General features: G+C 73.5%; 19 protein-coding genes. 12 read left to right on the top strand and 7 right to left on the bottom strand.

Translation table 11 applies throughout. The annotated features are described in order from the left end of the window. Positions 1–194: 194 nt before the first annotated feature. The 4 genes from ACW14Y_RS38670 to ACW14Y_RS38655 form a co-directional block, all read right to left on the bottom strand. Entirely contained in the window at positions 195–986 is a 792-nt protein-coding gene (locus tag ACW14Y_RS38670; RefSeq protein ID WP_380299703.1) for an ABC transporter permease, read from the bottom strand. Beyond that, positions 983–1969 (bottom strand): ATP-binding cassette domain-containing protein, encoded by a 987-nt coding sequence (locus ACW14Y_RS38665; protein WP_456988371.1) that lies wholly within the window; start codon positions 1967–1969, stop codon positions 983–985. Before ACW14Y_RS38665 ends, ACW14Y_RS38670 begins: the two co-directional genes overlap by 4 nt. A gap of 141 nt (positions 1970–2110) precedes the next feature. After that, on the bottom strand, positions 2111–2956 hold the full coding sequence (locus ACW14Y_RS38660) for a DUF4097 family beta strand repeat-containing protein (protein ID WP_380299705.1): 846 nt from the start codon (positions 2954–2956) through the stop codon (positions 2111–2113). Between the two features lie 356 nt (positions 2957–3312). Continuing rightward, positions 3313–4050 carry a methyltransferase domain-containing protein gene (locus ACW14Y_RS38655; RefSeq protein ID WP_380299706.1) on the bottom strand — a complete coding sequence of 246 codons (738 nt, stop codon included), beginning with the start codon at positions 4048–4050 and terminating at the stop codon, positions 3313–3315. A 240-nt stretch (positions 4051–4290) separates the two neighbouring features. Here ACW14Y_RS38655 and ACW14Y_RS38650 point away from each other — a divergent pair, with 240 nt between their 5' ends. Then, positions 4291–5649, top strand: a complete 1359-nt coding sequence (locus ACW14Y_RS38650; RefSeq protein WP_456985140.1) for a (5-formylfuran-3-yl)methyl phosphate synthase — start codon at positions 4291–4293, stop codon at positions 5647–5649. 86 nt (positions 5650–5735) lie between these two features. On the opposite strand, the gene ACW14Y_RS38645 is transcribed toward ACW14Y_RS38650, so the two are convergent. Together ACW14Y_RS38645 and ACW14Y_RS38640 are read right to left on the bottom strand one after the other, a co-directional pair. After that, positions 5736–6770 (bottom strand): substrate-binding domain-containing protein, encoded by a 1035-nt coding sequence (locus tag ACW14Y_RS38645; protein ID WP_456985139.1) that lies wholly within the window; start codon positions 6768–6770, stop codon positions 5736–5738. Positions 6771–7017: 247 nt separating this feature from the next. Next, positions 7018–9033 carry a hypothetical protein gene (locus ACW14Y_RS38640; RefSeq protein ID WP_456985138.1) on the bottom strand — a complete coding sequence of 672 codons (2016 nt, stop codon included), beginning with the start codon at positions 9031–9033 and terminating at the stop codon, positions 7018–7020. A 643-nt stretch (positions 9034–9676) separates the two neighbouring features. On the opposite strand from ACW14Y_RS38640, the gene ACW14Y_RS38635 reads away from it, so the two are divergent. The 11 genes from ACW14Y_RS38635 to ACW14Y_RS38585 all read left to right on the top strand — a co-directional run bounded on the left by ACW14Y_RS38635 (position 9677) and on the right by ACW14Y_RS38585 (position 22778). After that, entirely contained in the window at positions 9677–10939 is a 1263-nt protein-coding gene (locus tag ACW14Y_RS38635) for a hydroxymethylcytosylglucuronate/cytosylglucuronate synthase (protein ID WP_456985137.1), read from the top strand. A gap of 89 nt (positions 10940–11028) precedes the next feature. After that, positions 11029–12030, top strand: a complete 1002-nt coding sequence (gene blsE / locus ACW14Y_RS38630) for a cytosylglucuronate decarboxylase (protein ID WP_380308597.1) — start codon at positions 11029–11031, stop codon at positions 12028–12030. Beyond that, positions 12018–12923, top strand: coding sequence for a CGA synthase-related protein (gene blsF, locus ACW14Y_RS38625; protein ID WP_456985136.1), 906 nt, complete (start codon positions 12018–12020; stop codon positions 12921–12923). Before blsE ends, blsF begins: the two co-directional genes overlap by 13 nt. Before the next feature lie 139 nt (positions 12924–13062). Further along, the gene (gene blsG, locus ACW14Y_RS38620) at positions 13063–14235 is read left to right on the top strand and encodes an arginine 2,3-aminomutase (RefSeq protein ID WP_380308601.1); all 1173 of its coding nucleotides are present in this window, start codon (positions 13063–13065) and stop codon (positions 14233–14235) included. Continuing rightward, positions 14232–15410 carry a DegT/DnrJ/EryC1/StrS family aminotransferase gene (locus ACW14Y_RS38615; RefSeq protein WP_456985135.1) on the top strand — a complete coding sequence of 393 codons (1179 nt, stop codon included), beginning with the start codon at positions 14232–14234 and terminating at the stop codon, positions 15408–15410. Before blsG ends, ACW14Y_RS38615 begins: the two co-directional genes overlap by 4 nt. Then, positions 15407–16771 carry an ATP-grasp domain-containing protein gene (locus tag ACW14Y_RS38610; RefSeq protein ID WP_456985134.1) on the top strand — a complete coding sequence of 455 codons (1365 nt, stop codon included), beginning with the start codon at positions 15407–15409 and terminating at the stop codon, positions 16769–16771. The genes ACW14Y_RS38615 and ACW14Y_RS38610 overlap by 4 nt, the downstream gene beginning before the upstream one ends. Before the next feature lie 5 nt (positions 16772–16776). Next, positions 16777–18021, top strand: a complete 1245-nt coding sequence (locus ACW14Y_RS38605; RefSeq protein ID WP_456985133.1) for an MFS transporter — start codon at positions 16777–16779, stop codon at positions 18019–18021. A 148-nt stretch (positions 18022–18169) separates the two neighbouring features. Then, positions 18170–20089 (top strand): hypothetical protein, encoded by a 1920-nt coding sequence (locus ACW14Y_RS38600; protein ID WP_456985132.1) that lies wholly within the window; start codon positions 18170–18172, stop codon positions 20087–20089. 38 nt (positions 20090–20127) lie between these two features. Then, entirely contained in the window at positions 20128–20772 is a 645-nt protein-coding gene (locus ACW14Y_RS38595) for a class I SAM-dependent methyltransferase (protein WP_456985131.1), read from the top strand. A 5-nt stretch (positions 20773–20777) separates the two neighbouring features. Next, complete coding sequence (locus tag ACW14Y_RS38590) at positions 20778–21290, top strand: nucleoside 2-deoxyribosyltransferase (RefSeq protein WP_380308613.1); 513 nt, start codon at positions 20778–20780, stop codon at positions 21288–21290. A 111-nt stretch (positions 21291–21401) separates the two neighbouring features. Next, complete coding sequence (locus tag ACW14Y_RS38585; RefSeq protein ID WP_456985130.1) at positions 21402–22778, top strand: M1 family metallopeptidase; 1377 nt, start codon at positions 21402–21404, stop codon at positions 22776–22778. A 130-nt stretch (positions 22779–22908) separates the two neighbouring features. Here the strand turns inward: ACW14Y_RS38585 and ACW14Y_RS38580 are convergent, their stop codons facing one another. Then, positions 22909–25227, bottom strand: a complete 2319-nt coding sequence (locus ACW14Y_RS38580) for a collagenase (RefSeq protein WP_456985129.1) — start codon at positions 25225–25227, stop codon at positions 22909–22911. Positions 25228–25528 lie beyond the last annotated feature (301 nt).

Here is a 25528-nt window from a genome sequence, read left to right as displayed (position 1 = left end):
GGGACCGCGAGGGCCGCGACGGACACGGCGGCCCGGGAACGGCCCCTCCGGGGGCGGTTCAACACATCGTTCATACCGAATAGGACGATTGGGGACCCTTCTGCGGTTCACCCGATCTTGATCGGGTTCCCCGGGCGGTCACACTCGGGGCCCCGCCGACGCCCGCCGCCCCGACGGACCTCCCGCCCGCCGGCTCACCGGGGGTCCCGGTCGTAGAGCCGCTTCGACCAGCGGTGGCCGAGCGCCGTCAGGGCCAGGCACCAGGCGACGGCGAGCCAGCCGTTGTGGCCGATCCCGGTCCCGAGCAGCAGTCCGCGGAGGGTCTCGATGGCGGGAGTGAAGGGCTGGTACTCGGCGATCGGCCGGAACCAGCCCGGCATGGCGTCCAGCGGGACGAAGGCGCTGGAGACCAGTGGCAGGAAGATCAGCGGCAGCGCGTTGTTGCTGGCCGCCTCGGCGTTCGGGCTGACCATGCCCATCCCGACCGCGATCCAGGTGAGCGCCAGGGCGAACAGGGTGAGCAGCCCGAACGCGGCGAGCCACTCCAGCACCGTGGCGTCCGCCGAGCGGAAGCCGACGGCCACCCCGACGGCGCCGACCACCACGACGCTGAGCACCGCCTGCAGCACGCTGCCGACGACGTGCCCGGTCAGGACCGACCCCCGGTGGATCGCCATCGTCCGGAAGCGGGCGATGATGCCCTCGGTCATGTCGTTGGAGACCGAGACGGCCGTGCCGACCGTGGTACCGCCGATGGTCATCAGCAGGATGCCCGGGACGAGATAGGCCACGTAGGCGGAGCGGTCGGCACCGGCCCCGCCGATGCCCGCACTCATCACGTCGCCGAAGACGTAGACGAAGAGCAGCAGCAGGACGACCGGCGTGAGCAGCAGGTTCAGGGTCAGCGACGGGTAGCGGCGGGCGTGCAGCAGATTGCGCCGCAGCATGGTCGACGAGTCGCGGACGGCGAGGGAGAGGGAACTCATCGGACGACCTCCTGGGTCCGGTGCGGCGGAGTGGGACCGCCGGTCAGGGCGAAGAACACGTCGTCGAGGTCGGGGGTGCGGACGGTCAGCTCGTCGGCCTCGACCCCGGCGACGTCCAGGCGGTCGAGGATCTGGCGCAGCCGGCGCTGGCTGCCGTCGGCGGGAATCCGCAGGGTCAGGGCCGCGTCGTCCCGCTCGGCGTCCGCCAGCGCGGCCGCGGCCGCACGGTGGGCGGCCGGGTCGGTGAACCGGAGCCGGACGTGTCCGCCGGGGACCAGCCGCTTCAGCTCCTCGGCCGTGCCCTCGGCGACGATCCGGCCGCCGTCGATCACCGCGATGCGGTCGGCCAGTTCGTCGGCCTCGTCCAGGTACTGGGTGGTGAGGAGGACGGTGACGCCCTGGGCGACGAGTTCGCGGACGATCCCCCACATGGCGTGGCGGCTGCGCGGGTCGAGACCGGTGGTCGGCTCGTCGAGGAAGATGATCCGCGGGTTCCCGACCAGGGTCATGGCGAGGTCGAGGCGGCGCTTCATGCCGCCCGAGTAGCCGGAGGCGGGCTTCCTGGCGACCTCGGCCAGGTCGAACCGCGCCAGGAGTTCGGCGGCGACCCGGCGGCCCGCGGCGCGGGGCAGGTGGTGCAGGTCCGCCATCAGCAGCATGTTCTCCTCCCCGGTGATCAGCCCGTCCACCGCGGAGAACTGCCCGGTGACGCCGATCGCGGCGCGCACCCCGTCCGGGGAGTCGACGAGGTCGTGCCCGGCGACCTGGGCGTGCCCGCCGTCGGCCGTGACGAGGGTGGAGAGGATCTTCACCGTGGTGGTCTTGCCAGCGCCGTTGGGCCCCAGCAGCGCGAACACCGTGCCGGCCGGGATCCGCAGATCGATGCCGTCGAGGACGGTCCGGTCGCCGTAGGACTTGCGCAGCCCGACCGCGGTGACGGCGGCGGGCGGAGGAGGGGAGTCGGGTCGGCTGGACGCGGGCATGACAATTGAAGGCATGTGGTCCTCCTGTGCGGGGACTCGGTGACGACCGGCCGGGGGCCGGAACTGGGACCAAGAACTGGGGACTGACGGCCGGTGACTGGCGGCCGGGGACGGTTCGGGTGGGGCGGTGGGACGGTGGGATCAGGGCTTGGCGCGGAGGACGTCGATGTTGCCGTACCGGGTGCGGGCGCGGACCTCGACCGTGTCCTCGGACTTCCCCGGGGCGTCGGCGGCGGAGAGCATGTTGCGGACCTGCCCGGAGGCCGAGCCGAGGTCCAGCCAGGCCGCCGTGCCCTCCCGGATGCCGACCTCGATGGCACCGTAGGAGGTCTCCAGCTGGACGCTGCCCCGGGCCACCTCGCCGATCCGCAGGGTGCCGTGGGCGGTGGTGGCGGCGACCGAGCCGCCGGCCCGCCGGACCTCGATGTCGCCGTTGGCCCCGCTCACCCGCAGGTCGCCGTTGGCGAGGTCGACGGTCGTGCTGCCGTGCGTGTTCTTCAGTACGGCGGGGCCGTCGATCCGGCCGATCCGCACACTCCCGGAACTGGTGGTGACCTCCGCCTCGCCCTCGATCCGGTCCACGGTGATCGAGCCGTGCGCGGCGGCCAGCCGCAGCGGGCCGGTGGTGTCGAAGCGGACGTCCCCCGAGGAGGTCTTCACCTCCGTCTCTCCCAGCCGCCCCTCGCCCAGCACCTGCGCCCAGGCGCCGCCCACTTCGATCCGCGAGTCGGCGGGCAGCTCGACCGTGACGTCCACGGTGCCGACGCGGCCGACGAGGTAGCGCGGCTTGGGCGTCCGCACGGTGAGGACCCCGGCGGCGTAGCCGATCTCGGTCTGCTCGGCGGACCGCACATCCAGGTCCTTCTTCGGATCGCGCGGCCGCACCTCGACGACGGTGTCCAGCCGGTCGACGGCGATGAAGTGGATGGAACCGGCCTCGACGTGCGCGGTGACGGCGATCGGGTCGGGAGTGTCGAACGAAGGCATGGCGGTCCCGTCCTCGGGGTGTCCGGTGGGTGGCGCTACTGGTGACGGTGCTACGGGCGGCGGTACGTGGCGGTACTACGGGCGGACCGGCCCGACGTCGCGGCACCGCCCCTCGATCCAGGGAACGAGGTTCATGACGCCATAGTGGCACCACGATGATGCCAAGCGCAAGCCTTTTTCGCACCCGGACGCCACCGCGCCGGTGAATCCCGCCTCCGTCCGGGTGAACACGGCCCCCTCGGACAGGCGGCACCACGACACCGGACGACTCCTGGTCCCGACCGGGGCACCCGGCAACACCCTCCGGACAGCCATGGCGCCACCTGAGTGCCAGGTGGCGCCAAACCCGGCACACCTCAGGCGCCGCCGCCCTCCCGCGCGCCCACCAGCAGCCACCGCGCCGGCAGCTCGATCCGCTCCCCGTCCGCCGTGAACTCCGTGGTGGCCAGCGGCATGTCACCGGAGTCCAGGACCGCCAGCCCGGCCGCGCCGAACAGCTCCGCGAAGGCCCCGTCGGCCACCTCGGCGGGGGCCAGCCCGTGGGCGAACACCGGGCGCAGCTTCGGCGGCGGCCCCGCCGGCCCGCCGGCCAGGTCCGCCAGGAACCGCTTGGCCGCCTCGGCCAGCTCGACCACGAACGCCCGGCCGCGCCGCCCGGCCAGCACCGCGACGGCCTCGGCGACCGGCCCCCGGTCGGCCGGATCGCTCTGGTGGATCACCCCGCGCAGATAGAGGTTGACGTCGCCGAGGCGGTCGTGGAGCGCGCGGACGGCCCCGGCGTCGGTGGCGTCCAGCCGGGCGTACTCGGCCAGCCCGGCGGGATCGTTCCGCCGGGCCAGCTCCACGGCGGCCTCCGACAGGTCGACCCCGAGCACCCGGGCGAACCGTCCGGCCAGGAAGCGCGTCTGCGTCCCGCTGCCGCAGCCGAGGTCGACCACCGGCAGCTCCGGATCGACCAGCCCCGGCCGGAACAGCGCGAGGTGGCGCTCCGCCACCAGGGCCGCCTCCGCGTCCCAGATCACCGCCCCGGGTTCGTCCGGCGCATCCCGCCAGAACCCCTCCCAGGCACCCAGGTACCGACTCGTCACAGTCACGACGGAGACCTCCAAGCGTCACCCACAGTGGCCGCAATGTATCCGCCGGTCGCCGCCCCCGGTGGCCGCGGCAGCACGGAAAGGCACGCGGGGGCGGTAAACACTCACCCCTTCGAGCGAGGGCGCATCATACGGGGTTGATCAGTACGACGAACTGACTTCACCTCAGCCCAATGGCGTGCACATGGCGGCGCGATAGCGTCGCCGCCGACCGTGATCGACTCGGAGGGGTGGACTGGCGTGCACAGCACAGTGAAGGCGGACCGGCGGCTGCTGGTCAGCGTGTTCGGACCGCAGGAGGCGCGGGAGGCCGTGCTCGGGGGAGCCCGGATCATCGACAGCGAGGACCCGCGCAGCGCCCTCGGCACCATCAAACCGCGCCGGATCATGGACATCGCCGATGCCGTGCTCGCCGCCCGCCGCGACCTGCCGGTGCAGCTGAGCACCAACATCGGCGAGGACCAACTGCTGCACCGGCGCGCGGCCAACGGTCTCGCCGTCGCCAAGTCCCCCTACGAGACGGTCGGCAAGGCCGCCCAGGCCGCCCTCGGTGTCGCCGCCGCGATGGGCACCCTGGTCCACCCCTGCCCGATCGTGAAGGTCGGCCTCGACGGCATGGACGTCGACCGGCTCGGCGACGTCCTGGGCGAGATCACCGCGACCCTGCGCCGGGTGGACGGACTGCGCCGGACCAGGGTGATGTCCGTGCTGTTCGCCCAGGACCTCGACCTGTGGGACGCGCGGAAGACCCTGCCGCAGGTCCGCCGCGCCCTGGTCGGCCTGCGCGAGTACGACCCGTCCGCGCCGGACGCCCCCGGTGCCTTCGACCTGGCCGGCCTCGCGGACGCCCTGCTCGCCGACGACGGTCTCCCGCTCTTCCCGGACGCCCCCGGCACCCGGCCGACCGAGGCCGACCTCAAGGCCCGCGGGGCCCTGCCGGCCGCCGCGCGCGGCACCCACGTCACCGTCAACGAGCCCTTCGCGCACGCCGATCACGGCCTGACCCGGCAGCGGCGCACCGACCGCGAGGCGATAAGCGCCATGGTCGAGGCGAGCGCGGCGGCCGGCGCGGACGCCATCATGATCGACACCAGCATTCTGCTCAAGGTCGCCAGGATCGGCCTGATCTCCACGGCCGGCAACGAGGAGGTCGTCGACCTCGACGCCCACGACACCGACGCCGACGGCCTGACCCGGAGGGGCATCCTCACCCTCGACGAGATCCGCTTCTTCGTCGACCTGTGCCACGCCCGCGGCCTGGAGGCCAACCTGGCCGGGTCGGTGCAGAGCCACCAGGCGCAGCAGATCTGGCGGCTGGTCCCGGATCTCGACCAGTTGTCGGCGCGCGGCGGCGTGGTCGCCCCGTCCCGCGACCCGCTGCGCGGTACCGGCGCGGACACCCGGCACCAGCGGGTCGTGCGGAGCGCGCTGGTCGCCGGCCTCGTCCCGCCGGAGCAGGGCGGGCACCTGGTCGTGCCGGAGCACATGGCGCGCTCGCCGAAGTTCCGCACGGACCTGGACGCCCTGCTCGCCCGGCACCCCGGCCTCGCGGTCCGGTTCGCCGGGCCCGACGGCATGCCGGGCGGCACCGCGGACTGAGCCGCGGGGCCGGTGCGCCGGGCCGCGGGGGCGGAGGGCCGGAGGGCCGGAGGGAGGTCGTCGCCGTCCCTCCGGCCGCGGCGGGGTCAGGCGCCGGTGGGGCTGGTGGTGCTGCCGCAGTTGGCGATCGGGACGAAGCCGTAGGCGACGATCACGGCGGGGTGGGCGCAGATCCAGCCCTGCGGTCCGAAGACGCTCCGCAGCGCGACGCCGTGGGCGTTGGCACTCGTGTACTCGGCGGAGCGGAAGATGTGCCATAGCAGTCGGCTGTAGGGCGTCGCGAGGAACGGCGCGTTGATGTTGTGCGCGGCGTCGACGGGCGCGATCGCGTTGACGCTGCGCAGGGTCAGCGGGCCGGGCGACTCCACCGCCGTGCCGTGTCCCCGGTACACCTGGTCGATGTAGACGCCGACCGAGTACGGGAACACCACGTCGATGTCGTCGAGCACCGGGTCGGTACCCCGGTCGTTGCGTGGTCCGGAGGTCACGCAGGCGCCGGGGACGATCGCCGTACCGCCGCCGAGCGCCTTCAGGAAGGCGACCCGGGTGTCCGAGGTCGACGGCGGCAGGTACGGCTTGATGGTGGCGTTGGCGAGGGACGGGTCGATCTGCAGCCAATTGGTGGCCGTGCATTCGTAGACGGCCCTGAGCTGGGCGGTGCTGAGGTTGGCCGGCGCGTGACCGCCCGCCTTGGCCGACCAGGAGACGGCGTCCTTGGCAAACGGCACGAAGTAGTACGACCTGGGGTCGCCGGGCGACACGCCGCGCGAGGAGCGGGAGAAGTCCAACGTGGTGGCGGTAGTGTTGATCAGCGCGGTGAAGCCCGCCCCGGAGCCGTCGGGCCGGTTGATCGACAGGGCGCCGGCCTTGGGGGTGATCGGGTTGATGCCGATCGCGTCCCAGCTGTAGAGCCGCGGCAGGCCTGCCGCGACGGCCGCGTTGTAGTCGACAGAGGTCCGGTTCATGAACCCCTGCGTGGTGTCGACGCCGACGCCCACCAGATCGGTGGCGGCCGGGACGACACCGGCCGGCGGGTCGGCCAGCGCCGCCGGTGCCGCTACGGCGACCGCGCAGACGGCGGCCGCGAGGCCCGTCGCCGCACGGGCAAGTATCGAACGCATCGAGGATCCCCTTCTGGATACCGTCCTCCGGCCGGACCGGCCGGGGTGCGGTCATCCTCGATCGTGGGCTCGGGCGCGGACAATGCCCCTGATTCCACAACTCGGTTTTGAAACATACGAGTTGAGTGCGTTCGACCTGCCCGTGCGGCCCGAACGGGCGCCCCCGGGCGGACCGAGAATTCTTCCCCGGCCCCCGTCGGCGGTCGGCGGACCGACCGCCGACGGGGGCCGACGGGTGGCCGATGAATCAGGCGAGCTTCTGGCAGAGCAGCGCGTACGGCCGCGCCGCCCAGAGCTGCCACCAGGGCTGGCTGTAGGCCACCCCGGCGACGAACTCGTCGTCCGCGCACTGGCCCTTGCCGAAGCCGTAGGCGAAGTCGCCGCCGCCGGCCACCGCCGGGCGGTTGTCGCCCTTGTCGAACCACAGGGTGCGGCTCGCCGTGCCGAGCGGGGTGGCGGACTCGGCGCAGAGCACGCCGAGCGTCCGGCCGTTGCGGCTGTAGCCGGAGACGAAGGAGCCGGCGGGGCACTGCGCCTTGGTATAGCCCGGCGCCCAGTCGGTGGTCACGTACGTCCCGCCGTGGTCGACGACGTAGCCGCGGTTCGCGCCCCAGAGGTTCGCCCGGGTCACGTCGCTGCACAGGCCGTTGTCACTGCCGTGGGCGAGGCCGAGCAGCCGGGTGCCGTCGGGGCAGGAGGCCTTGAGGGCCGACGGGTCCCAGTCCGGCCGGGTCCGCAGGTAGGCGGACTGGTTGTCGTCGATCAGGCCCGCGCTGAGCGTGGTCCAGTTCACCAGCGGCACCGGGGACTGCCCGGCGCTCCAGGACGTGATCGGCCACTCGCGGTGGAACGCGAGGAACGGCAGGTCCTGTTCGAGGATCGGGGTGCCGAGGACGACGAGGCGGGCCATCAGCGCCCCGTTGATGTCGAGCCCGCCGTAGAGGGCGATCGTTCCGTTGACCTCGGGCTCGGGGTGGGCGGCGTCCAGGAGCACCGAACCGTTCACCGCCACCCGCAGGTACGGCTCGATCGACGCCTTCACCCCGACCGTGTCGTAGAGGGCGACGGAGGCTTCGGCGAGCAGTCCGGCCTTCGCCGTGGCGGAGCCCCGGAGGTCGAGGCGCAGCGGGGAGACGGTGGAGGTGCCTGGGTCGGTGGTGGTGGTCCAGCCCGGGCCCTTGACGTAGTCGGAGTGGACGCCCCAGGTGCCGTCGTACGCCTGCTCCGCGTCGAGGGTGACGGTGCCGTCGGCGCTGATGTCGGCGTAGAGGGTGAAGGCCAGGTTGATCACCACGGGCAGGACGCCGACCATGACCACCGGGCTGGCGCTGTACGAGGCCAGGGCGATCCGGACCGGGCCGGTGCTGCCGGTGAGGGCGGCACTGACGTGCCAGTCGGCGTGGGCGCCCAGGGTGAAGCCGATCCGGGCCTGCTGCGGGTCGATCAGGCCGAGGCCGCCCCGGTAGGAGAAGTCGACGGCCGGGTGGAGTTCGACCGAGCCGGAGAGCCTGGCCGAGGAGCCGCCCGGCAGCGGGACGGTGGCGTCGGCGCTGATCCCGAGGCCGCCGGAGACCGAGCCGCTGCCGGAGGTCGGGCCGAGGTCGGTGGTGACCTGGAGGCCGCTGATCCACGGCTTGACCTCGAAGGCGGCGGGGCTTATCGCGCTGTGCAGGTCGGCGCTGGTCGCGCCGAGCAGTTCGGGGAGGGTGGCCGGGCGGGTGGTGACGGCCACCGTCCCGTCGGCGGCCGGCTGGACGCCGGTGACGGCGACGAGTGCGCCGTGCGGGGCGGCCGGGGTGGGCGGACTGTCGATCAGCTGGCCCGGCTGGACGGCGACTGCGGCGGATTCGCTCGGGGGCGCGGCTTCCTCGGCCGCTCCCTTGGCGGACTCCGCCCCGGTCGGGGCGAGTACGGCGGTGCCGGCCTTCGGGTCGTAGGAGGAGAGCGCGAGGGCCGGGGCGGCGGTGGTAGTGGCGGGCGCGCTGCCCTGCGCCGGCCTCACCACGGTGGCCTCGGAGGTGGTGCCGGTGGTCGGCGGGGCGAGCGTCGTGGGCACGTCGGCCACGCCGGGGGCGCCGGTCGCACCGGGTACGCCGGGCGCACCGGGCGCTTCGGCGTGGGTGGTGACGGTGGTGGCGGGCGCGGTGGTCGAGGTGGGCGCCGGGCCGGCCGCGGTGGCCGAGGTCGCGCCCAGGATGCTGCCGCAGAGGAGGAGCACGGTCGTTGTCGCGGCGGCTGACAGCGTCAGCTTGCGCACGGTCACGTGGAGGGTCCCTTCGTGTCAACGGTGCGGTGGTGGTGCCGACTTGTGGTCGGTCGGGTCGCCGGTGGCTCCGGCAGCCGGGAAACTAGCAGGCGGCGGAGGGCGTCTCCTGGTGCTATGTGACGTTTCACAGGTCGCGATCATCAAGATGTCATGTCCCCGCCGTTGAAGCTTTGCTCCGTGCTCGCCGCCCCGGGAGACCGGGGCGGCCGACCGTCATGGCCGACCCGTCGACCCCGGTGGCCCCGGGAGTCGGACGTACGGGAGTCGGACGCACGGGCCGTTCAGCCGGACGGCGCGAAATCGGCACCGCGCGCTCCTTCACTGAACTCGCGCGCCCCGAGGGCGACAAGCCGCCCGCCGGGGGCGCTCGGGGGCGCGACGGGAGCACTCGCGCGAAGCACGCGAGACCGCCCGCGGCCGCGACTGCGCCGCCCCGGGCGCGGCCCGCCCCGATCGGCGGCGCCCCCGGACGGGCCGCGGGAGGCGCGGCCGCACGCGAGGCTTCCGCGGGAGGTGCCGAGGAGTCAACGGCCGTACGTCAACACGACGATGACGAACTTCACTTGACGGGGTGGAGTAGCGGGCGAATCCGTCAGTAGGCCAACCATCCTGTCCTGTCGGGGTGCTAAGACTACGAAGCATGCGCGACAGGGCGCGGCGGATCGACCGGGACGGGCCGGCGCGGGAGGAGGCGGGGCGGATGCGGGTGAGTGGAGAGAGCCGGACGGTTGCCGTGGCCGGGGTGGATTTCGGCTGGGGCAGCTCCGGGAAGCTGAGCGCGGTACTGGCCGCCCTGCGGGCGCGCGGCGGCGAGCGGTCCAGGTTCGTCGGGCTGGCCTCGGGGCTGGGTCGGCCGGTGCTGGCGGGCTCGCCCGTGGAGCGCTGGTTCGATTTGCCGCAGGCCGAGCCGGAGCGGGAGCTGGCGCGGATCGTCCGGGAGCAGCGGGTCGAAGCGGCCCTGGTGGTGCTGGACGGCGGGCTCGCCCGGGCGCTCGGCGACTGCGGGGTGCCGGTGGTCTTCGTGGACAGCCTGCCGTTCCTCTGGACGGAGGGGGACCGCGCCGAACTCCCCCTGGACGCCGAGGTCTACTGCGCGCAGCGGTGCGTCGACCTGCCGCCGGAGTGCACCGGGCTGCTGGCCGACGTGCGGCGGCTGCGCTGGGTGGACGCGGTGATCGCCGGGGGCGGGGCCGGGCGGCGCGCCGCTCCCGGGCCGCGTCCGCGCCGGGCCCTGGTCAGCCTGGGCGGGCTGCGCGCGCCCCAGCTGGACGACTGGGCGAGCTATCCGCAGCTGGTGCTGCCCGCCGCGCTGGAGGCACTGGCCGCGTCCGGGGTCGACGAGGTGCATGTCGCGGGGAACCTCCCGGCCTGGCTGGCCGGGCAGTTGGTGGACTCCTGTCCGGTGCCGGCGGCCACCACGGTCGGCGCGCTCGCCCACGAGGACTTCCTCCACCGCCTGGCCGAGTGCGACGTGCTGCTCGCCTCCCCCGGGCTGACCACGCTGCTGGAGGCCGGCCGGCTGGCCGTGCCGACGGTCTGCCTGCCGCCGCAGAACCTCAGCCAGATCTTCAACGGCCGTTTCCACGAGCGGGCCGTGGGCGCCGGGTCGCGGGTGGTCTGGCCGAAGGAGGTGTTCGCCGAGGACGAGGCGCTGGCCCTGCGGGTCGGTGGCGAGGGGCGCGCACTCGACCTGATCTACGGCGGCATCGCCCGCGCCGCCCAGCTGGACCGGCGCGCCACCTCCGCCGCGGTGCGGGGCCTGGTCACCGAGGCGCTGGGCCGGGTGGAGCGGGAGCCCGGGACCGACTGGGGCGCGCTGACGGCCGAGGTCGGCACCGGGGGTGCGGCCCAGGTCGCCGAGGCGCTGGTCGAAGTACTGGGGGCCGCCGCTCCGGCCCGCTGACCCGCCCCACCTGTCCGACCTGCGCGACCTGTCCCACCTGGGCGACCTGTCCCACCTGTCCGACCACCACCTTCGACGAAAGGGTCCGGGTGTCCGCCACCACGCCAACGCGCGCTCGCTACCTGTTCATCCGCATCCTCGAAGCCTGCAACGCCGACTGCTTCATGTGCGACTTCGCGCTCTCCCGCGACACCTTCCGCTTCTCCCGCTCCGACTTCGCCGAGCTGCTGCCGCAGGCCAGGGCCGCCGGGGTGGGGTACGTCCGCTTCACCGGCGGCGAGCCGCTGATGCACCCCGACGTCGTGGAGCTGGTGCGCGCCGGCGCCGGGGCGGGCATGCGGATGTCGCTGATCACCAATGGCTCGATGCTGCCGAAGCTGGTGAAGGACCTCGCGGCGGCCGGTCTGGCCCAGGTGATCGTCAGTCTGGACGGCGCGTCGGCGGCCACCCACGACACCTACCGCCGCTCCCCCGGGATGTTCGACGCCGGCCTGCGCGGCCTGCGGCTGGCCGACGAGCTGGGGGTGCTGCCGCGCGTCAACACCGTCGTCGGGCCGCACAACTACACCGAGATGCCGGAGCTGCGGCGGGTGCTGACGGAGGCCGGGGTGCGGCAGTGGGAGCTGTCCGCGCTCAAGCTCGACCGCTCGATCCGCTACCCCGACCCCGACCATGTGCGGGCGGTCTGCGACCCGCTCTACACGGCCGGTCCGCGGAGCGGGCTCGTCCCGATGGGCAAGCGTTTCTACGGCGACACCCCGGAGGAGCAGTGGCGCTACTTCGAGGAGTCCACCCCGCCCCGGGCCTCGCTGCCGCTCTGCCACGTCACGGACGACGTGATCTACATCGACGGTCGGCGCGGCCGGATGCACGCCTGCAGCTGCATCCCGCACCGGGAGGACGCCGACGGCCCCGGGGGCGCGCCGATCCGCGAGAACGGCGCACTGCTGCTGGACACCCCGGCCTTCCGGGAGCACGTCGACCACTTCCGCGAGCACGGTCCGAGGGTGTGCAGCGGCTGCTCGACCACGGCGGCCGGCTACAGCGACGACGTGGCCCGGCTCGGGGAGGTGGAACCGTGGCGGTACTGACCACCGCTGCGGCGGTGCCGACCACCGGCCCGACGCTGCTGCTCGCCTGCCGGGAGCAGCAGTTGGACTCCGTGCTCGCGCTGCGCCGGGTGGCCGCCCACCTGGGTGACCTGCCCCGGTCCACCGACAACGGGCACGCGCTGCCGGGCCAGACCCTGCCCGGTGCCGCGCTGGTCTGCGACGAGGAGGCGACGACCGCGCGCCTCGCCCGGCTCGGGGTGCCGGTGCTGCACCTGCGCTCGGCCCCCGGCGCCGCCCCGCTCCCCGCCGACCGGATGCTCGCCCGCGCCCAGTGGCCCGGCTGGTTGGAGCACCCGGCCGGCGATCGGCCCACCGGGCTGCTGGCACCGGCCCGGCTGAGCCGTCGGCGGGAGCGGCGCGGCACGCTGCTGCTGCTCTCGTTCTGGGACGTTCCGCCGTCCGAGGCCGAGGCCTTCGCGACCGGGCCGCTGCCCGTGCTGGTCCGGGAGGCGGTCCGGCGCACCGGTTCCTGCGCGGTGGTCGGGGACACCCGGCTCGACCCGGTCCGCGAGGTCACCGCGGGCCTGGCCGGGGTGACCGTCGACGCGGCGGCGGAGGCCGACGCCGACGAACTGCACGCCCGCGCCGAACTCCTGCTCGCCTCTCCGACCTGGGGGGCCGTCGCGCTGGCCCAGGCCCGGCGCGCTCCGCTCGCCTTCCTCCCGGCGCTCGGCACCGCCCAGCGGGAGCTCGCCGAGCGGGTCACCCGGCTCGTCCGGGTGCCCAGCGCCGCCGACCCCGCCGATCCCGCGCTCTGGCAGCCGCCGTCGGCCGAGGAGCAGTGGGGCGCCGTCGGCCCCGGGCTCGACGATCTGCGCGGCGCGCAGGGCGTCGCCCGCACCGTCCGCCAACTCCTGCTCGCGCCGCCGTAGTCCGCCCACTCCGCAGTCCGCTGGCGCCGTGAGTGCGTTCGCGCCACAGTCCGCTCGCGCAGCCGTGCGTTCGCGCCGCAGCCACCGCCACCGTGCCCACCGCCGTCGCCCGACGTCCCCCCTCGTACGGAGCCACGCCATGTCCCACACCGCCCCCACCGACCGCGAAGACACCACCGGACCGCCCCCGGCCAGGCCCGCCCCGGAACAGGCCGAGTGGGACGACTGGCGCTGGCACATGCGCAAGCGCGTCAACACCGTCGAGAAGGCCCGGCAGTGGATCAACCTCACCGAGGGCGAGGAGCGGGCCATCGCCGGGGTGGCCGGCCGCTACCGCTGGAGCATCACCCCGTACTACGCCTCGCTGATGGACCCCGACGACCCGCTCTGCCCGGTCCGCCAGCAGGCCGTGCCCGCCGCCGACGAGCTGCTGGAGTTCCCCGGCGCCGAGGTCGACCCGGTCGGCGACACCCTCTACCGGCGCACCAACCGGGTGGTGCACAAGTACCCGGACCGGGTGATCCTGCTCGTCACCGAGGCCTGCCCGGTCTACTGCCGGCACTGCACCCGCAAGTTCCACACCACCGACCTCCAGGGCAGCTACTTCCGGGACGACGAGGGCGGCGCCTACGACGAGGACCTCCGCTACATCGCCGAGCACCCGGAGATCCGGGACGTCCTGCTCACCGGCGGCGACCCGCTCTCCTACCAGGACGGCCGGCTGGAGGAGATCGTCGCCGGGCTGCGCGCCATCCCCAGCGTGGAGATCATCCGGATCGGCTCGCGCTTCCCGGTGCTGCTGCCGCAGCGGATCACCGAGGAGCTCTGCACGATGCTCTCCCGCTACCACCCGGTGTGGCTGAACACCCACTTCAACCACCCCAAGGAGATCACCCCCGAGTCGGCGGCCGCCGTGGACCGGCTGCTCCGCCACGGCATCCCGGTCGGCAACCAGACCGTGCTGCTGCGCGGGATCAACGACGACGTCCCGACCATGCGCCGGCTGATGACCGAACTGCTGCGCATCCGGGTCCGCCCGTACTACCTGTACCACTGCGACAACGTCACCGGTGTCGCGCACTTCATGACCTCCGTCGAGAAGGGCTGGGAGATCATGGAGGGCCTCCAGGGCCACATCACCGGGTTCGGCGTCCCGCAGTACGTCCTCACCACGAAGATCGGCAAGATCCCGGTCTCCCGCCCCTCCTTCACCGAGACGCCCGACGGCGGTCTGCTGCTGCGCAACTTCCGCGGCCAGCAGCTGCTCGTCGACGCCTCGACGCACCCGATCACGGAGACGGACGCCCGATGACCCTCCACCAGCGGCAAGGCCAGCGCTTCCTCCCCTACGGCGCCAACTACCTCGACTGGTCCGACATGGCGGAGCTCAAGGAGGTGATCGACCACCAGGTGCTGTTCCGCTACCAGACCGAGCAGGAGAGCATGGCCTCCCGGCTGGAGCGCCGGGTGGGCGAGCGGCTCGGCGTCGCCCACACCCTGGCCGTGCACAACTGCACCGAGGCGCTGCGGCTGGCGCTGATCTCCACCCGTCCCTCGATCGGCGACCCGGTGTACATCCCGGCCGTCACCTTCGTCGCCGTGGCCGGAGCGGTGCTGTCCTGCGGGCTGATCCCGGTGCTGGTCGACGCCGACGAGTCGCTCGCCCTGGACCGGACCCTGCTGCCGCCGGACGCCCAGCGGGTGGTCGTGGCCCACATGGAGGGCTCGGTGGCCACCCTGCCGGAGGGCGTGCCCTACCTGATCGAGGACTGCGCGCAGACCCTCGGCGGGCGGTTCCCGGACGGCCGGGAGGTCGGCACGGCGGGCTACGCCGGGGTGTTCAGCTTCCACCACAACAAGGTGCTCACCTCCGGGGAGGGCGGCCTCGTCGTCACGGGCGACGACCGCGCCGGGGCCACCATGCGCTGCTACCACGACCACGGCTCGGCGCGGGTGCCCGGCCACTACCCGACCTGGGACCAGGACGCCCACTACGGCGAGAACTTCGTCACCAGCGAGGAGGTCGCGGCCGTCCAGTGCCAGCAGTTCCGGCACCTGGACGAGGTGCTGGCCGGGCTGGAGCGGATGTACGCGCTCGCCCTGGCCGAGCTGCCCGGCCGCACGGACATCCGGCCGCTGCCGCGCGCCCGCGGCGACGTCAAGGTGAGCATGCGCCTGCGCTGCGAGTCCCGGGAGCTGCGGGACGCCGCCGTGGCGGCCCTCACCGCCGAGGGCATCGCGCACTGGACGCTCGGCAAGTACCTGCTGCCCGAGCACCCGGTGCTCACCGGCCGCCGCTCGCTGTACGCCGACGGCTTCCCCTGGAACCACGCGCCCGAGGGGCCGCTCCTGATCAGCCGGGACGGCTTCGCCCGCACCCGCGACCTGCTGGACCGCACCCTGTGCCTGCCGCTCTCCCCCGAACTCCCCGAGGCCGAGCAGGCGGCCGCCGTCAAGACGGTCCGCCGCGTCCTGGAGACGGTGTGAGCGGCACCGGCCCGGTGCTGCTCATGGTGGACGACCGGCCGTCCACCTTCACCCGGTACGCGGCCCGCACGCTCCCCGAGCACCTCGTGCTGCTGCGCTTCGAGGAGCTGCGCGCCGACCTCTCCGAGGAGCACCTGCGCCGCACCGCCCACCTGCCCGCCTTCTGGGTGCGGGCCGGGGAGCCGCTGGAACGGGAGGCGGAGCGCTACCGCGCCTGGGCCGCCGCCGAACTCCCCGTCGCACCCGAGCGGTTCTGCAACCCGTCCGAGCCGCGGCAGGCGCTCGCCCAGCGCTTCGCCGCCCTCGCCGGGCTGCCGCACCTGACCGAGCAGCAGGTGGCCTGGGTGCGCGACAAGGCCGCGATGAAGCACCGCTTCCGCGAACTCGGCCTGCGCACCGCCGCGTTCACCCGGGTCCGGGACGCCGCCGGGATCACGGCCTTCGCCGCCGAGCACGGCTGGCCGCTGGTGCTCAAGCCGGTGGACTCCTTCGCCTGCGTGGACACCCATCGGCTGGACGGCCCCGAGACGCTGTCCGGCCTCGACCTCACCGCCCGGGCGTGGATGGTGGAGGAGTTCCTCGGCGGCACCGAGTGGGAGGTGTGCGCGGTCGTGCACCGGGGCGAGGTCCTGGACGCCTGGCCGAGCGCGATGCCCTGCCGCCCGCTGGACATCGTCGACGGGGCGATGAACGCCAACATCAGCGTGGGCACCGACGAGGCGCCGCCGGTGGACCTGCGCGCGCTGCTGCAGACCGTCGTCACCGGCATGGACATCGACCACGGCTACGCGCACATGGAGTTCTTCCTCGTCGACGGCGAGCTGTACGCCGGCGAGATCGGGCTGCGGCTGGCCGGCTGCGAGATCCCGGCGAACCACGGGCACGCGTACGGCTTCGACGTCTTCGGGGCCACCCTGGACGTCTACCGGGGCCTCCCACCGGATCTGAGCTATCGTCAGAGACTGTGCGCGGGCGACCTGTTGCTGCCGCTGCCCGGCTCCGGGACGGTCCGCCGGATCACCCCGGCGGAGGAGTTGCTGCGTGTCCCCGGGGTGGTCGAGGCCGTTCTCAAGGTCGGGGTCGGCGACACCGTCTCCGCCCGGCGCGCCTCGCACAACGCCTCGGGGTACGTCCACGTGGTCGGGGCCTCGATCGAGGAGGTGGAGCGACGGATGCGCGACGTGCTCGGCGCCTTCGTGATCGATCTGGCACCCGTGACCGGCGTCGCCCCGGTGATCGACCTGACCGCCGCGATCGACCCCGCCCCCGCGATCGATCCGGCTGCCGTGATCGCTTCGACCCCCGTGATCGATCCGGCTGCCGTGATCGATCCGGCCCCCGCCCGGGAAGGAGCCCGTTGAACCAGGTGAGCACCTCCACCCCGGACCGGGACACCCTGGCCCACCGCTTCGGCACGCTGCTGCGCCGCCCGCACGTGCCCGCGGTGGCGGGGTGGAGCCTGGTCTGCCGACTGCCGGTCTACCTGATGTCGCTGGCCACCGTACTGGTGGTCCGCGAGCAGGGCGGCAGCTTCGCCCAGGCGGGCCTGACCAGCGCGCTCTACACCGCCGGGATGGCGGTCGGCGGGCCGCTGGTCGCCCGGCGGCTGGACCGCGCCGGCCGCCGGCCCGTACTGCTCGCCACCGGCCTGTGCTACCCGGCGGCGCTCGCCGCGCTGGCCTGGACCACCCGGCCCGGCACCTGGGGACAGCTGGCCGCCGCCACCGCCGCGGGCATCGCCCTGCCACCGGCCAACGCCTGTATGCGTTCGCTCTGGGCCCGGCTGCCGCTGGCCGACACCGAGCGGGACACCGCCTACCTCTGGGAGGCGATCCTCACCGAGGTCCTGGTGATCGGGGCGCCGCTGATGCTGGCCGCCCTGATGCTGACCGGCTCGGCCGCGCTGGCCGTCACCGCCGTGGCCGCGCTCGGCGGCGCCGGTGCCCTGGGGCTGGCCCTGGTCCGGCTCCCGCCGGGGACGGACTCCGACCCCGACCCCGAGCGGCGCGACCTGCTCGGGCCGCTGCGCAACCCGCCGATGCTGGCGCTCACCGCCGTCATGGCGGCCAGCGCCGTGCCGATCGGGCTGCTCACCCTCGGCATCCCGGCCTTCGTGGCGGCGCACGGCTCCCCCGGCGGCACCGGCGTCGTCTACGCCTGCTGGGGCGTCGGCAGCGCGCTGGGCGCGGTCTGGCTCGGGCGCTCGCAGTCCGACGTCCCGGCCGCGGTGCGCTTCCCCCGACTGGTCCTGGCCTACGCGCTGGGGACGGGCCTGACGCTGGCGGCCACCTCGCAGCCGCTGCTCGCCCTCGCCCTGGCCGTCGGCGGCGCGCCGATCGCGCTGGTGTCGGCCGTCGAGATGACCCTGGTCGGCGCGGTGGCACCGAACGGCTCGCTGGCGGAGGCGTTCACCTGGGCCTCGCTGGCCACCGTGCTCGGCGACGCGGTGGGCCAGCAGGCGGGCGGCCTGCTGGTGGAGCCGCTCGGCGCACGCGGGGTGTTCGCCGCAGCCTTCGCCGTCGCGCTGGGCGCCGCCGTCCTGGCCTTCGCCGTCCGCCCGCTGCTCGACCGGGGCACCTCGGCCGCGACCGCCGCGGAGTGCGCCGCGTGACCGGCCGCCCAGCCCTCGCCTCCGCTCCCGTCCCGGCCCCTGCCCCTTCCCCTGCCCCAGCCCCTGCTCCCGTCCCTGTCCCCGTCCCAGTGCCGCCCGCCGCCCCGTGCCACCCACCGCTCCCCTCCCGCCCACGAGGTCACCGACGATGAAGCCCGAAGGCCCGCTGTTCCGGCCCGTCAAGCTCGCCCAGTTCCCCTCGGCCGTCAAGGAGTTCCTGGCCACCCGGGACACCACCCAGGACACCCGGGACTCCCAGGACTCCCAGGACGCCGACCCGTACACCGCACCGGACGCCGCACCCGGACTCGCCCCCGGTGCCGTCGGGGTGCCGGTCCCGGTCGACGGACGCGCGGACCTGGCCCAGAGCCTCGACCTCGCCGAGCAGCTGTACGACGCCCTCCACCGCCCCCGGCCGCTCGACCTCGGAATCCTCCTCGGCGCCGACCGGCTCCCGGACGGCCTCGCCGAGCTGGCCGGACCGCTGGCCGCCGAGTGGCTGCCCGAGGAACGGCTCGCCGACACCGCCGCCCTCCTCCGCGACCACCCGGGCGGCCTGCTGCTGGTCGGCTGCTACGACCGGCTCACCCTCGACCCGGTGCGCTCCCTGCTGTTCGCCACCTACCGCAGCCGGACCCACGCCCTGACCCTGCTGAGCGGGCGCGACACCGCCTCGCTCGCCTGGAGCGTCGCCAAGCAGTACGCCCGCCCGGCGGCCGCGGTCGGGGCCGTCGGACTGTTCACCGACACCGACCGGCCGCCGCACCTGCCCGGCGTCCAGGTCCACGACGACCGGGACTTCGAGCGGGTCGACATCCAGGCCGCGATCCTCGGCACCCGCTGGCGCAAGGTCGCCTTCCAGGGCCACGGCAAGGACGACAGCGTCAACCTGGGCGAGTTCACCATCTGCGGCCTCAGCCCGGCCGCCGAGGCGCGGCCCGGGCTGCTCGGCCCGCGCTGCTCCTACGGGCTGCCCTGCTACAAGCCCGAGGACAAGCTCGTCCCGCTGCACCGGGTGCCGGCCGTCGAGGTGGTGCTCAGCGCCTGCAACAGCGGCCCGCTGGCCGACCTCGCGCTGTACGACCCCAAGTACCAGCTGCTGCTCAACGCGCTGGACGGCCCGGCCCGCACCGTGGTCGCCGCCGTCTCGGTGCACGACTCCGACCGGCCCGAGAACGTCGCCTGGATGCGCGCGGCCCTCACCGGCGGCGACACCGTGGACACCCTCAACGCCAGCCTGGCCGGATCGCACCCGTACCCGGCGTTCCTGCGGTTCGGCCTGCCGGACGCCACCGCGCCCGCGCCCGAGCCGGCCGACCACCGGCCCGACCCGCTGCTGCTCACCGTCGGCCGCCGGCTGAACGCCCTGCTCGGTTCCGAACTCCTGCCGCACAACCACACCCTGCGGCCCCGGCTGACCAAACTGGCCCGGAAGGTCGACCTCTGGGTGGCCCGGCCCACCCATCTCGCCGACCAGTCCGCCGCCGAGATCCAGGCCTCGCTCACCGCCGACCTGCAGTCGCTCGACCATGTGCTGGCCGGGCAGGTCGCCTCGGACCCCGAGGACGAGCTGATGAACTACCCGGCGCACTTCGGCGACCGCAGTTCCCTGGACCCCGAGGTGCGCGAGGTGACCTGCCACTGCGGGCGCCCGGCCCAGGAGTTCACCCGGCGCGGCCTGCTCCCGCAGATCCTCGACACCGTCTGCGCCGTCTGCATGCGCTGCGGGGACGTCACCTTCCGGCTGCCGGAGGCGCCCTCGCTGCTCGCCCACAGCGCCGACGAGGTCCGGCAGGGCGGCGTCCTGGAGGTGCGCGCCGAACTCACCGCCGCCCGCACCGGCCCCGTCCGGCTCGGCCTGTTCGTCCCCAGCTACCTGCGCGCGGACGCCACGGTCGAGCCCGAGCACGCCAAGGTCCGCGCCGTCGGTGGCCGGCCGACGGATGTCGCGTTCCGGGTCCGCTTCGACCCGGCCACCGCCCCGCAGGCCTACTACTTCACCGTGTTCGCCGTCCAGGACCTCGCCGTCTCCACGGCCCGCCGCCACTTCGGCGTCCTGCCCGGCTGACCCGTCATCCGACCGCACCCCCCGAGGACATCAGGACCATGACCAGCACCAGCACCAGCACGATCACCGGGCCCGGCGCCCAGCCGGCCATCGAGCTCATCGAGCAGAACGGCGAGGTGACCCTCAGCATCGGCGGGGAGCAGGCCATGCAGGCCTGGGAGCGCGACCTCATGTGGGCGAGCGCCGACCTGCTCTGCGAGTACGGCCAGGACTTCTACGAGGTCGGGCTCGGCCTCGGCCTGTCCGCTCTGCGGATCGCGCAGAACCCGGCCACCCGCCACCACACCGTGCTGGAACTCTTCGACGAGGTCGAGGACCTCTTCCGGGCCCGGCACCCCCAGGTGCCCGACAACCTCACCGTCGAGCGCGGGGACTTCTTCCGGCGGATCTTCGAGCTGCCCTCGGAGAGCATCGACGGGATCTTCTTCGACCCGGCCCTGGACATGGAGGTGTGGACCGACGCCGAGCTGTGGGCCCGCACCGTGCCCGAGGTGGTCCGGGTGCTGCGCCCGGGCGGGGTGTTCATCCCCTTCTTCAGCACCAAGCCCGAGCTTCGCTGGCAGTACACCCCGCACTTCCGCTCGATCCGCGTCGAGCGCCACCCGTACACCGCGTACGACACCACCGAGTACACCCACGGCACCAGCGGTGACGCCTACATCCAGTGCTTCCTCAAGGACTGAGCGACATGACCACCCAGCACGCCGCCCACCTCGCCGACCTGCCGCGGACCCTGTTCCTGGCCGGGCCGTTCATCCAGCTGCTCGACCCGGAGACCGGCGAGATGCCGCCGGGTGCCCGGGAGCCCTTCGACCTGCTGATCAAGCACTTCGAGTCGCAGGGCGTCGCCGTGCACAACGCCCACCGCCGGGAGGCCTGGGGCGCCGAACTGATGCGCCCCGAGCAGTGCACCGCGCTGGACCAGGAGGAGATCCGCAAGGCGGAGCTCTTCGTCGCCCTGCCCGGTTCCCCGGCCTCCCCGGGCACCCACATCGAGATCGGCTGGGCCAGCGCCTTCGGCAAGCCCATCGTGCTGCTGCTCGAACGCGGCCGGGAGTACACCTTCCTGGTCCAGGGGCTGCACACGGTGGCGGAGGTGGAGGCGGTGGTCTACACCGACCTCGCCGCCTCGCTGCCCGCCGTCGACCGCGCCGTCCAGCGGGTCCTGGCCCGCCACCGCGGTTCCGCCCGACCCGCCTGACCCGTCCCGCGCCCAGCCCGACCCGGTCACCGGCCACCGGCCACCGGCCACCCGCAAACCGCCTACCGCCCACCGCCCACCGCCCACCGCCGACAGGAGCCACGACGACCGATGCGACGCCGCCACGGCCCGCCCGCCCTGAACGCCGTCCCAGCGGTCCTCGCCGTACTCGCCGTGCTCCTGTCGGTGGTGGCCGCCGCCCCGCCCGGCCACCACCCCGCCCACTCCCGCCCGCCCGGCGACGGCCCGCGGACCCCGGCGGTCGTCACCCACACCGTGACGCTGCGCAGCGACGCGACGGGTGCCGCCTGGCGGGGGCACCAGCAGGTCGACTTCACCCAGGTCGCGCCCGAGCCGCTGTCCGCCGTCCACCTGCGGCTCTGGGGGAACGCCCGCGGCGGGTGCGCGGCGCCCGCCGTCAGGCTGACGGGCATCACCGGCACGGCCACGGCGGACTGCACCGCGCTCGAGGTGCCGCTGCCCCGGCCGCTGCGCCAGGGCGAGTCCGGCACCCTCGACTTCGAGTTGTCCGTCGACGTCCCCGAGGGCCTCGACCGCTTCGGGCGCGACGGCGCGTACACCATCCTCGGCAACGCCCTGCCGACGCTCGCCGTCCTGGACGGCGACGGCTGGCACCTCGATCCGTACACCCGCAACGGCGAGTCCTTCTACTCCCTCGCGGCCGACTACTCCGTCTCCCTGGACCATCCCTCCGACCTGCTGGTCCCCGCCACCGGCAGCGCCGTGGACACGCCCGGCGCCCCGGGCCGGACCCTCACCACCGTCACCGCGCGCCAGGTCCGCGACTTCGCCTGGGCCGCCGGTCCGTTCACCCGGCTCACGGGCCGGTCGGCGGACGGCGTGCGGATCGGCGTGTTCGCGGCCCCCGACGTCACCGCCGAGGAGGCGGGCCGGATGCTGGAGCTCGCGCGCACGGCGATCGACGCACACTCCGCCCGCTTCGGCGCCTACCCGTACGGCGAGTTGGCCGTCGTCCTCGACAACGCCTTCTGGTTCAGCGGCATGGAGTACCCGGGCTTCGTCCTCGACCGGGTCAAGCCCTCGGCGCTGGTCCACGAGCTGGCGCACCAGTGGTGGTACGGCATCGTCGGCGACGACCAGTACCGCGCGCCGTGGCTGGACGAGTCCTTCAGCGAGTACGCCACCGACCTCGTGCTCGGCTCGGCGGACAAGGACTGTGCGGCCGAACCGCGTTGGGAGTCCGAGGACGAGCGGCTGACCTCGCCCATGAGCCACTGGGACGCGCACCCCGACCGGTACGAGGCGGTCGTCTACGACCACGGCTCCTGCGCCCTGCACGAGCTGGGCCGGCTGCTGGGCGAGGACACGATGGCCGCCCTGCTGCGCGACTACGCCCGGGCCCACTGGTACGGCGTCTCGACCACCGCCGCGTTCAAGGCCGCCGCCCGGGCGGTCTCCCCGGTCGACCTCGCCCCGTTCTGGCGGGATCACCGGATCGACGGCTGAGCGCCGACCGGGCCCACCTCCACGCCGCCGAACCGGACGGACCGCCCCGGCCGGCTGCCGGGGCGGTCCTTACTGGATCAGTACTCGGTCCGTCCGCGGCCGGGCGCGCGCGGCGCCCGGCCGGGAGGGATCAGAGCTCGCTGGTGACGCTCACCCCGCTGAAGCCCTGCTGGGCGTACAGGCTGAAGAAGACGTAACCGGCCCGGGGGTTGGTGACGGTGATGGTCTCGGAGTTGTCCGGGCCCGCCGAGCGAGTGACGTACGAGTTGGTGTACGCCCAGCCGTACGGGTTGTAGTAGAGCTCGCCGTTGCCGGTGCCGCCGCTGCTGGTGACCCGGATCTGGCGGGTGCCCGCCGGCACCCAGAGGTAGAAGTGCGCGTAGTTGCCGGTGATGGCCGCCAGGTTGCTCCGGCCGCAGTTGACGTCGAGCTTGCGGAGGTCACCGCCCGCGCACTCGGTCACCCTGGGGAAGCTCGGGATCTTCTTGCACTCGCCGGCCCCGCAGGAGTTCAGCCAGGTGTCGAAGTCGGCGTCGTAGCGGGTGCCGATGGTCGACGTGAGGAGGGTCTTGGAGCCGGCCCAGTCGCCCTTGCGGTACAGGGCGAGAAGGCTGTCCACGTCGGGCCGGTGGCGCTCCAGCATGTAGCGGACGGCCAGGTAGCCCCAGCGGTAGGTGCGGTCCTCGTTCTGGTAGTGGCTGTCGAAGAGCTCGCTCAGCCGGTAGGTGTGCTGGGCGGCCTGCTCGACGACCCGGGAGTCCACGGTGTTGAGGTAGGAATTGGCGACGACCTCGGCGAGGCCCTCGGTCCACCACGCGACGGGGGTGCGGTCGGCCGCGTCGAAGTCGCCGTACATGTTGAAGCGGGCGTCGAGGTAGTGGGTGTACTCGTGGTTGAGGTTCCAGATCGAGAAGCCCGGGTCACCCCAGGTCTTCTCGTAGGCGAGGAACCGTGCCCGGTTGCCGGCAATGGCCGGGTCGCCCTCCAGGTACATGCCGCCGTTGTTGGTCAAGTTGCCGAACATGACCGGGGAGAGCGCCTCGTACTCCTGCGAGTTGTTGAAGACGACGACATCGATGGTGCTGTTGCGGTCGTCAGCGACCGGGCCGCTGTCCCGCACCACGGCGTGGAAGTAGGCGTCCTGGCCGTTCAGGCTGGTGCAGGTGCTGTCCAGCTGTTCCGGGGTCATGGCCTCGGCGAGGATGCGGATACTCGGGCTGCACTGCTTGACGTTCGTCAGGTAGGTGTCCTGGAAGAGCTCCGCGTCCTTGCAGGTGCCGTAGGAGGCGCACCTCGCCTGGTCGTAGGCGCGCACGCCGACCGCGGCCGCCGCGCGCTGGTTCCGGGTGGGGCCGGTGACCGAGAACTTCGCGCTGAGCGCCTCGAGGTACGGCTTCGCCCGAGGGAGGAGCTCGGGGTAGTACATGAACCGGCTCAGTTCCTTGATCGAGTTGGTGAGCACGGGGTCGTAGGTGCCGCCGGCGTGGACGAGGGCGCGGTTGGCGAAGGCCGCCACCAGGTCGATCAGGGTCGGGTCGGCCTGGAGCTTCTGGCGGAACTCCGGGTCCCGGCTCTCGATGCCTCGGAAGAGCACCAGGAAGGCCGGGTTGAGCCCCCACATCAGGTTGTCCTTGTCCCACGCGCTGCTGTTGTAGGCGGTGAGCAGGAGTTTGGCGATCGGCAGGTAGGTGACCGGCTCGCGGGTGACGTCGGCGAGTATGGCCGCGTTCGCCAGCGGGCCGGCGTTCTCCGCGGTGGTGTCCAGCGCGTGCGAGTTGGCGAAGAAGGCCTGCACACCGGGGAGGATCGCCTTCGGAACGTCCTCGCTGTACTTGCCGACCATCGAGGGGTAGGCCCACTGCACGGCGTAACCGGCCTGGAAGTAGTACGTCAACTGCTGGACGGAGCCGCTGTTGTTGCCCTGGTAGGCGACGGCGGCCTCGTGGACGGCGGCGGCCACCGTGAGCATCTGGGACTCACGGAAGGCGGCGGCCGCGTAGCGGGGCTCGATCCTGAACAGGCTGTCGATGCAGTTCACGCTCACGGACTTGATGAGCCTGATCAGCTCCGCGCCCGTCCGCCCGAAGTCGGTCGGGTTGCACGCCACTGCTTCGGCCGACCCGTCACCGGCGGCCGCGCCCGGGCCGGACGACTTGGCCGCCGGCTTCGGGGCGGACCGGGGGGCGAAGTCGTTGCGCGGCCTGTTGTCGGCCGACGTGAGGTTCCCGTTGTGCGCGGCGGGTACCGCGGCGGGATCGTCGGACTTCAGGACCTTCTCCACGCCGGGCGGCGGGAGCTCGCCGGACGGAGCCGCGTGGGCTCCTGCGGCCTCCCGGGCGGCCGGCGGTACGGCCAGGGGGGACGCGGCGACGGGTGCGGCCTGCCCGAGTGGGGCGAACAGGCCGATCGTCAGGACCAGGGAGAGCGCTAGCGTCAAAAGTCTTGCCAACTGCCGAAGGTGCGACAGACGTGCGGTTCTCACGTGGGGGCCTCCGGGCCTTAAGTCGGTCGCGTTGGGGACGTGACCGGTGGAGGTGAGGACCAAAGGGCGACGGTGCCTTGATGGGGCTCCGTCGCGACCGGTGGGGAGCGGTGATCAGTACCATGGCACATGTCACATCTCCTTTGGAAGCCCTTTACCGCCACTCCGTTCGGCCCGGAACGTTCCGCACCGGGAGCATGACGATCCGTCATCACTGCTGCTGTACAACAGAGTTCAACAATCCAGGAATCAACATCCGACCTGGCGG

The sequence above is a fragment of the Kitasatospora sp. cg17-2 genome, from assembly GCF_054031055.1.
This window is presented reverse-complemented; position numbering and strand designations above follow the sequence as displayed.

Bases quoted from the DNA above. Each gene is read 5' to 3' on its own strand.
- ACW14Y_RS38660 (WP_380299705.1), bottom strand. From the start codon at position 2,956: ATGCCTTCGTTCGACACTCCCGACCCGATCGCCGTCACCGCGCACGTC.
- ACW14Y_RS38590 (WP_380308613.1), top strand. From the start codon at position 20,778: ATGACCACCCAGCACGCCGCCCACCTCGCCGACCTGCCGCGGACCCTG.
- ACW14Y_RS38670 (WP_380299703.1), bottom strand. From the start codon at position 986: ATGAGTTCCCTCTCCCTCGCCGTCCGCGACTCGTCGACCATGCTGCGG.
- ACW14Y_RS38595 (WP_456985131.1), top strand. From the start codon at position 20,128: ATGACCAGCACCAGCACCAGCACGATCACCGGGCCCGGCGCCCAGCCG.
- blsG (WP_380308601.1), top strand. From the start codon at position 13,063: ATGTCCCACACCGCCCCCACCGACCGCGAAGACACCACCGGACCGCCC.
- ACW14Y_RS38665 (WP_456988371.1), bottom strand. From the start codon at position 1,969: ATGCCCGCGTCCAGCCGACCCGACTCCCCTCCTCCGCCCGCCGCCGTC.
- ACW14Y_RS38600 (WP_456985132.1), top strand. From the start codon at position 18,170: ATGAAGCCCGAAGGCCCGCTGTTCCGGCCCGTCAAGCTCGCCCAGTTC.
- ACW14Y_RS38585 (WP_456985130.1), top strand. From the start codon at position 21,402: ATGCGACGCCGCCACGGCCCGCCCGCCCTGAACGCCGTCCCAGCGGTC.
- ACW14Y_RS38635 (WP_456985137.1), top strand. From the start codon at position 9,677: ATGCGCGACAGGGCGCGGCGGATCGACCGGGACGGGCCGGCGCGGGAG.
- ACW14Y_RS38615 (WP_456985135.1), top strand. From the start codon at position 14,232: ATGACCCTCCACCAGCGGCAAGGCCAGCGCTTCCTCCCCTACGGCGCC.
- ACW14Y_RS38645 (WP_456985139.1), bottom strand. From the start codon at position 6,770: ATGCGTTCGATACTTGCCCGTGCGGCGACGGGCCTCGCGGCCGCCGTC.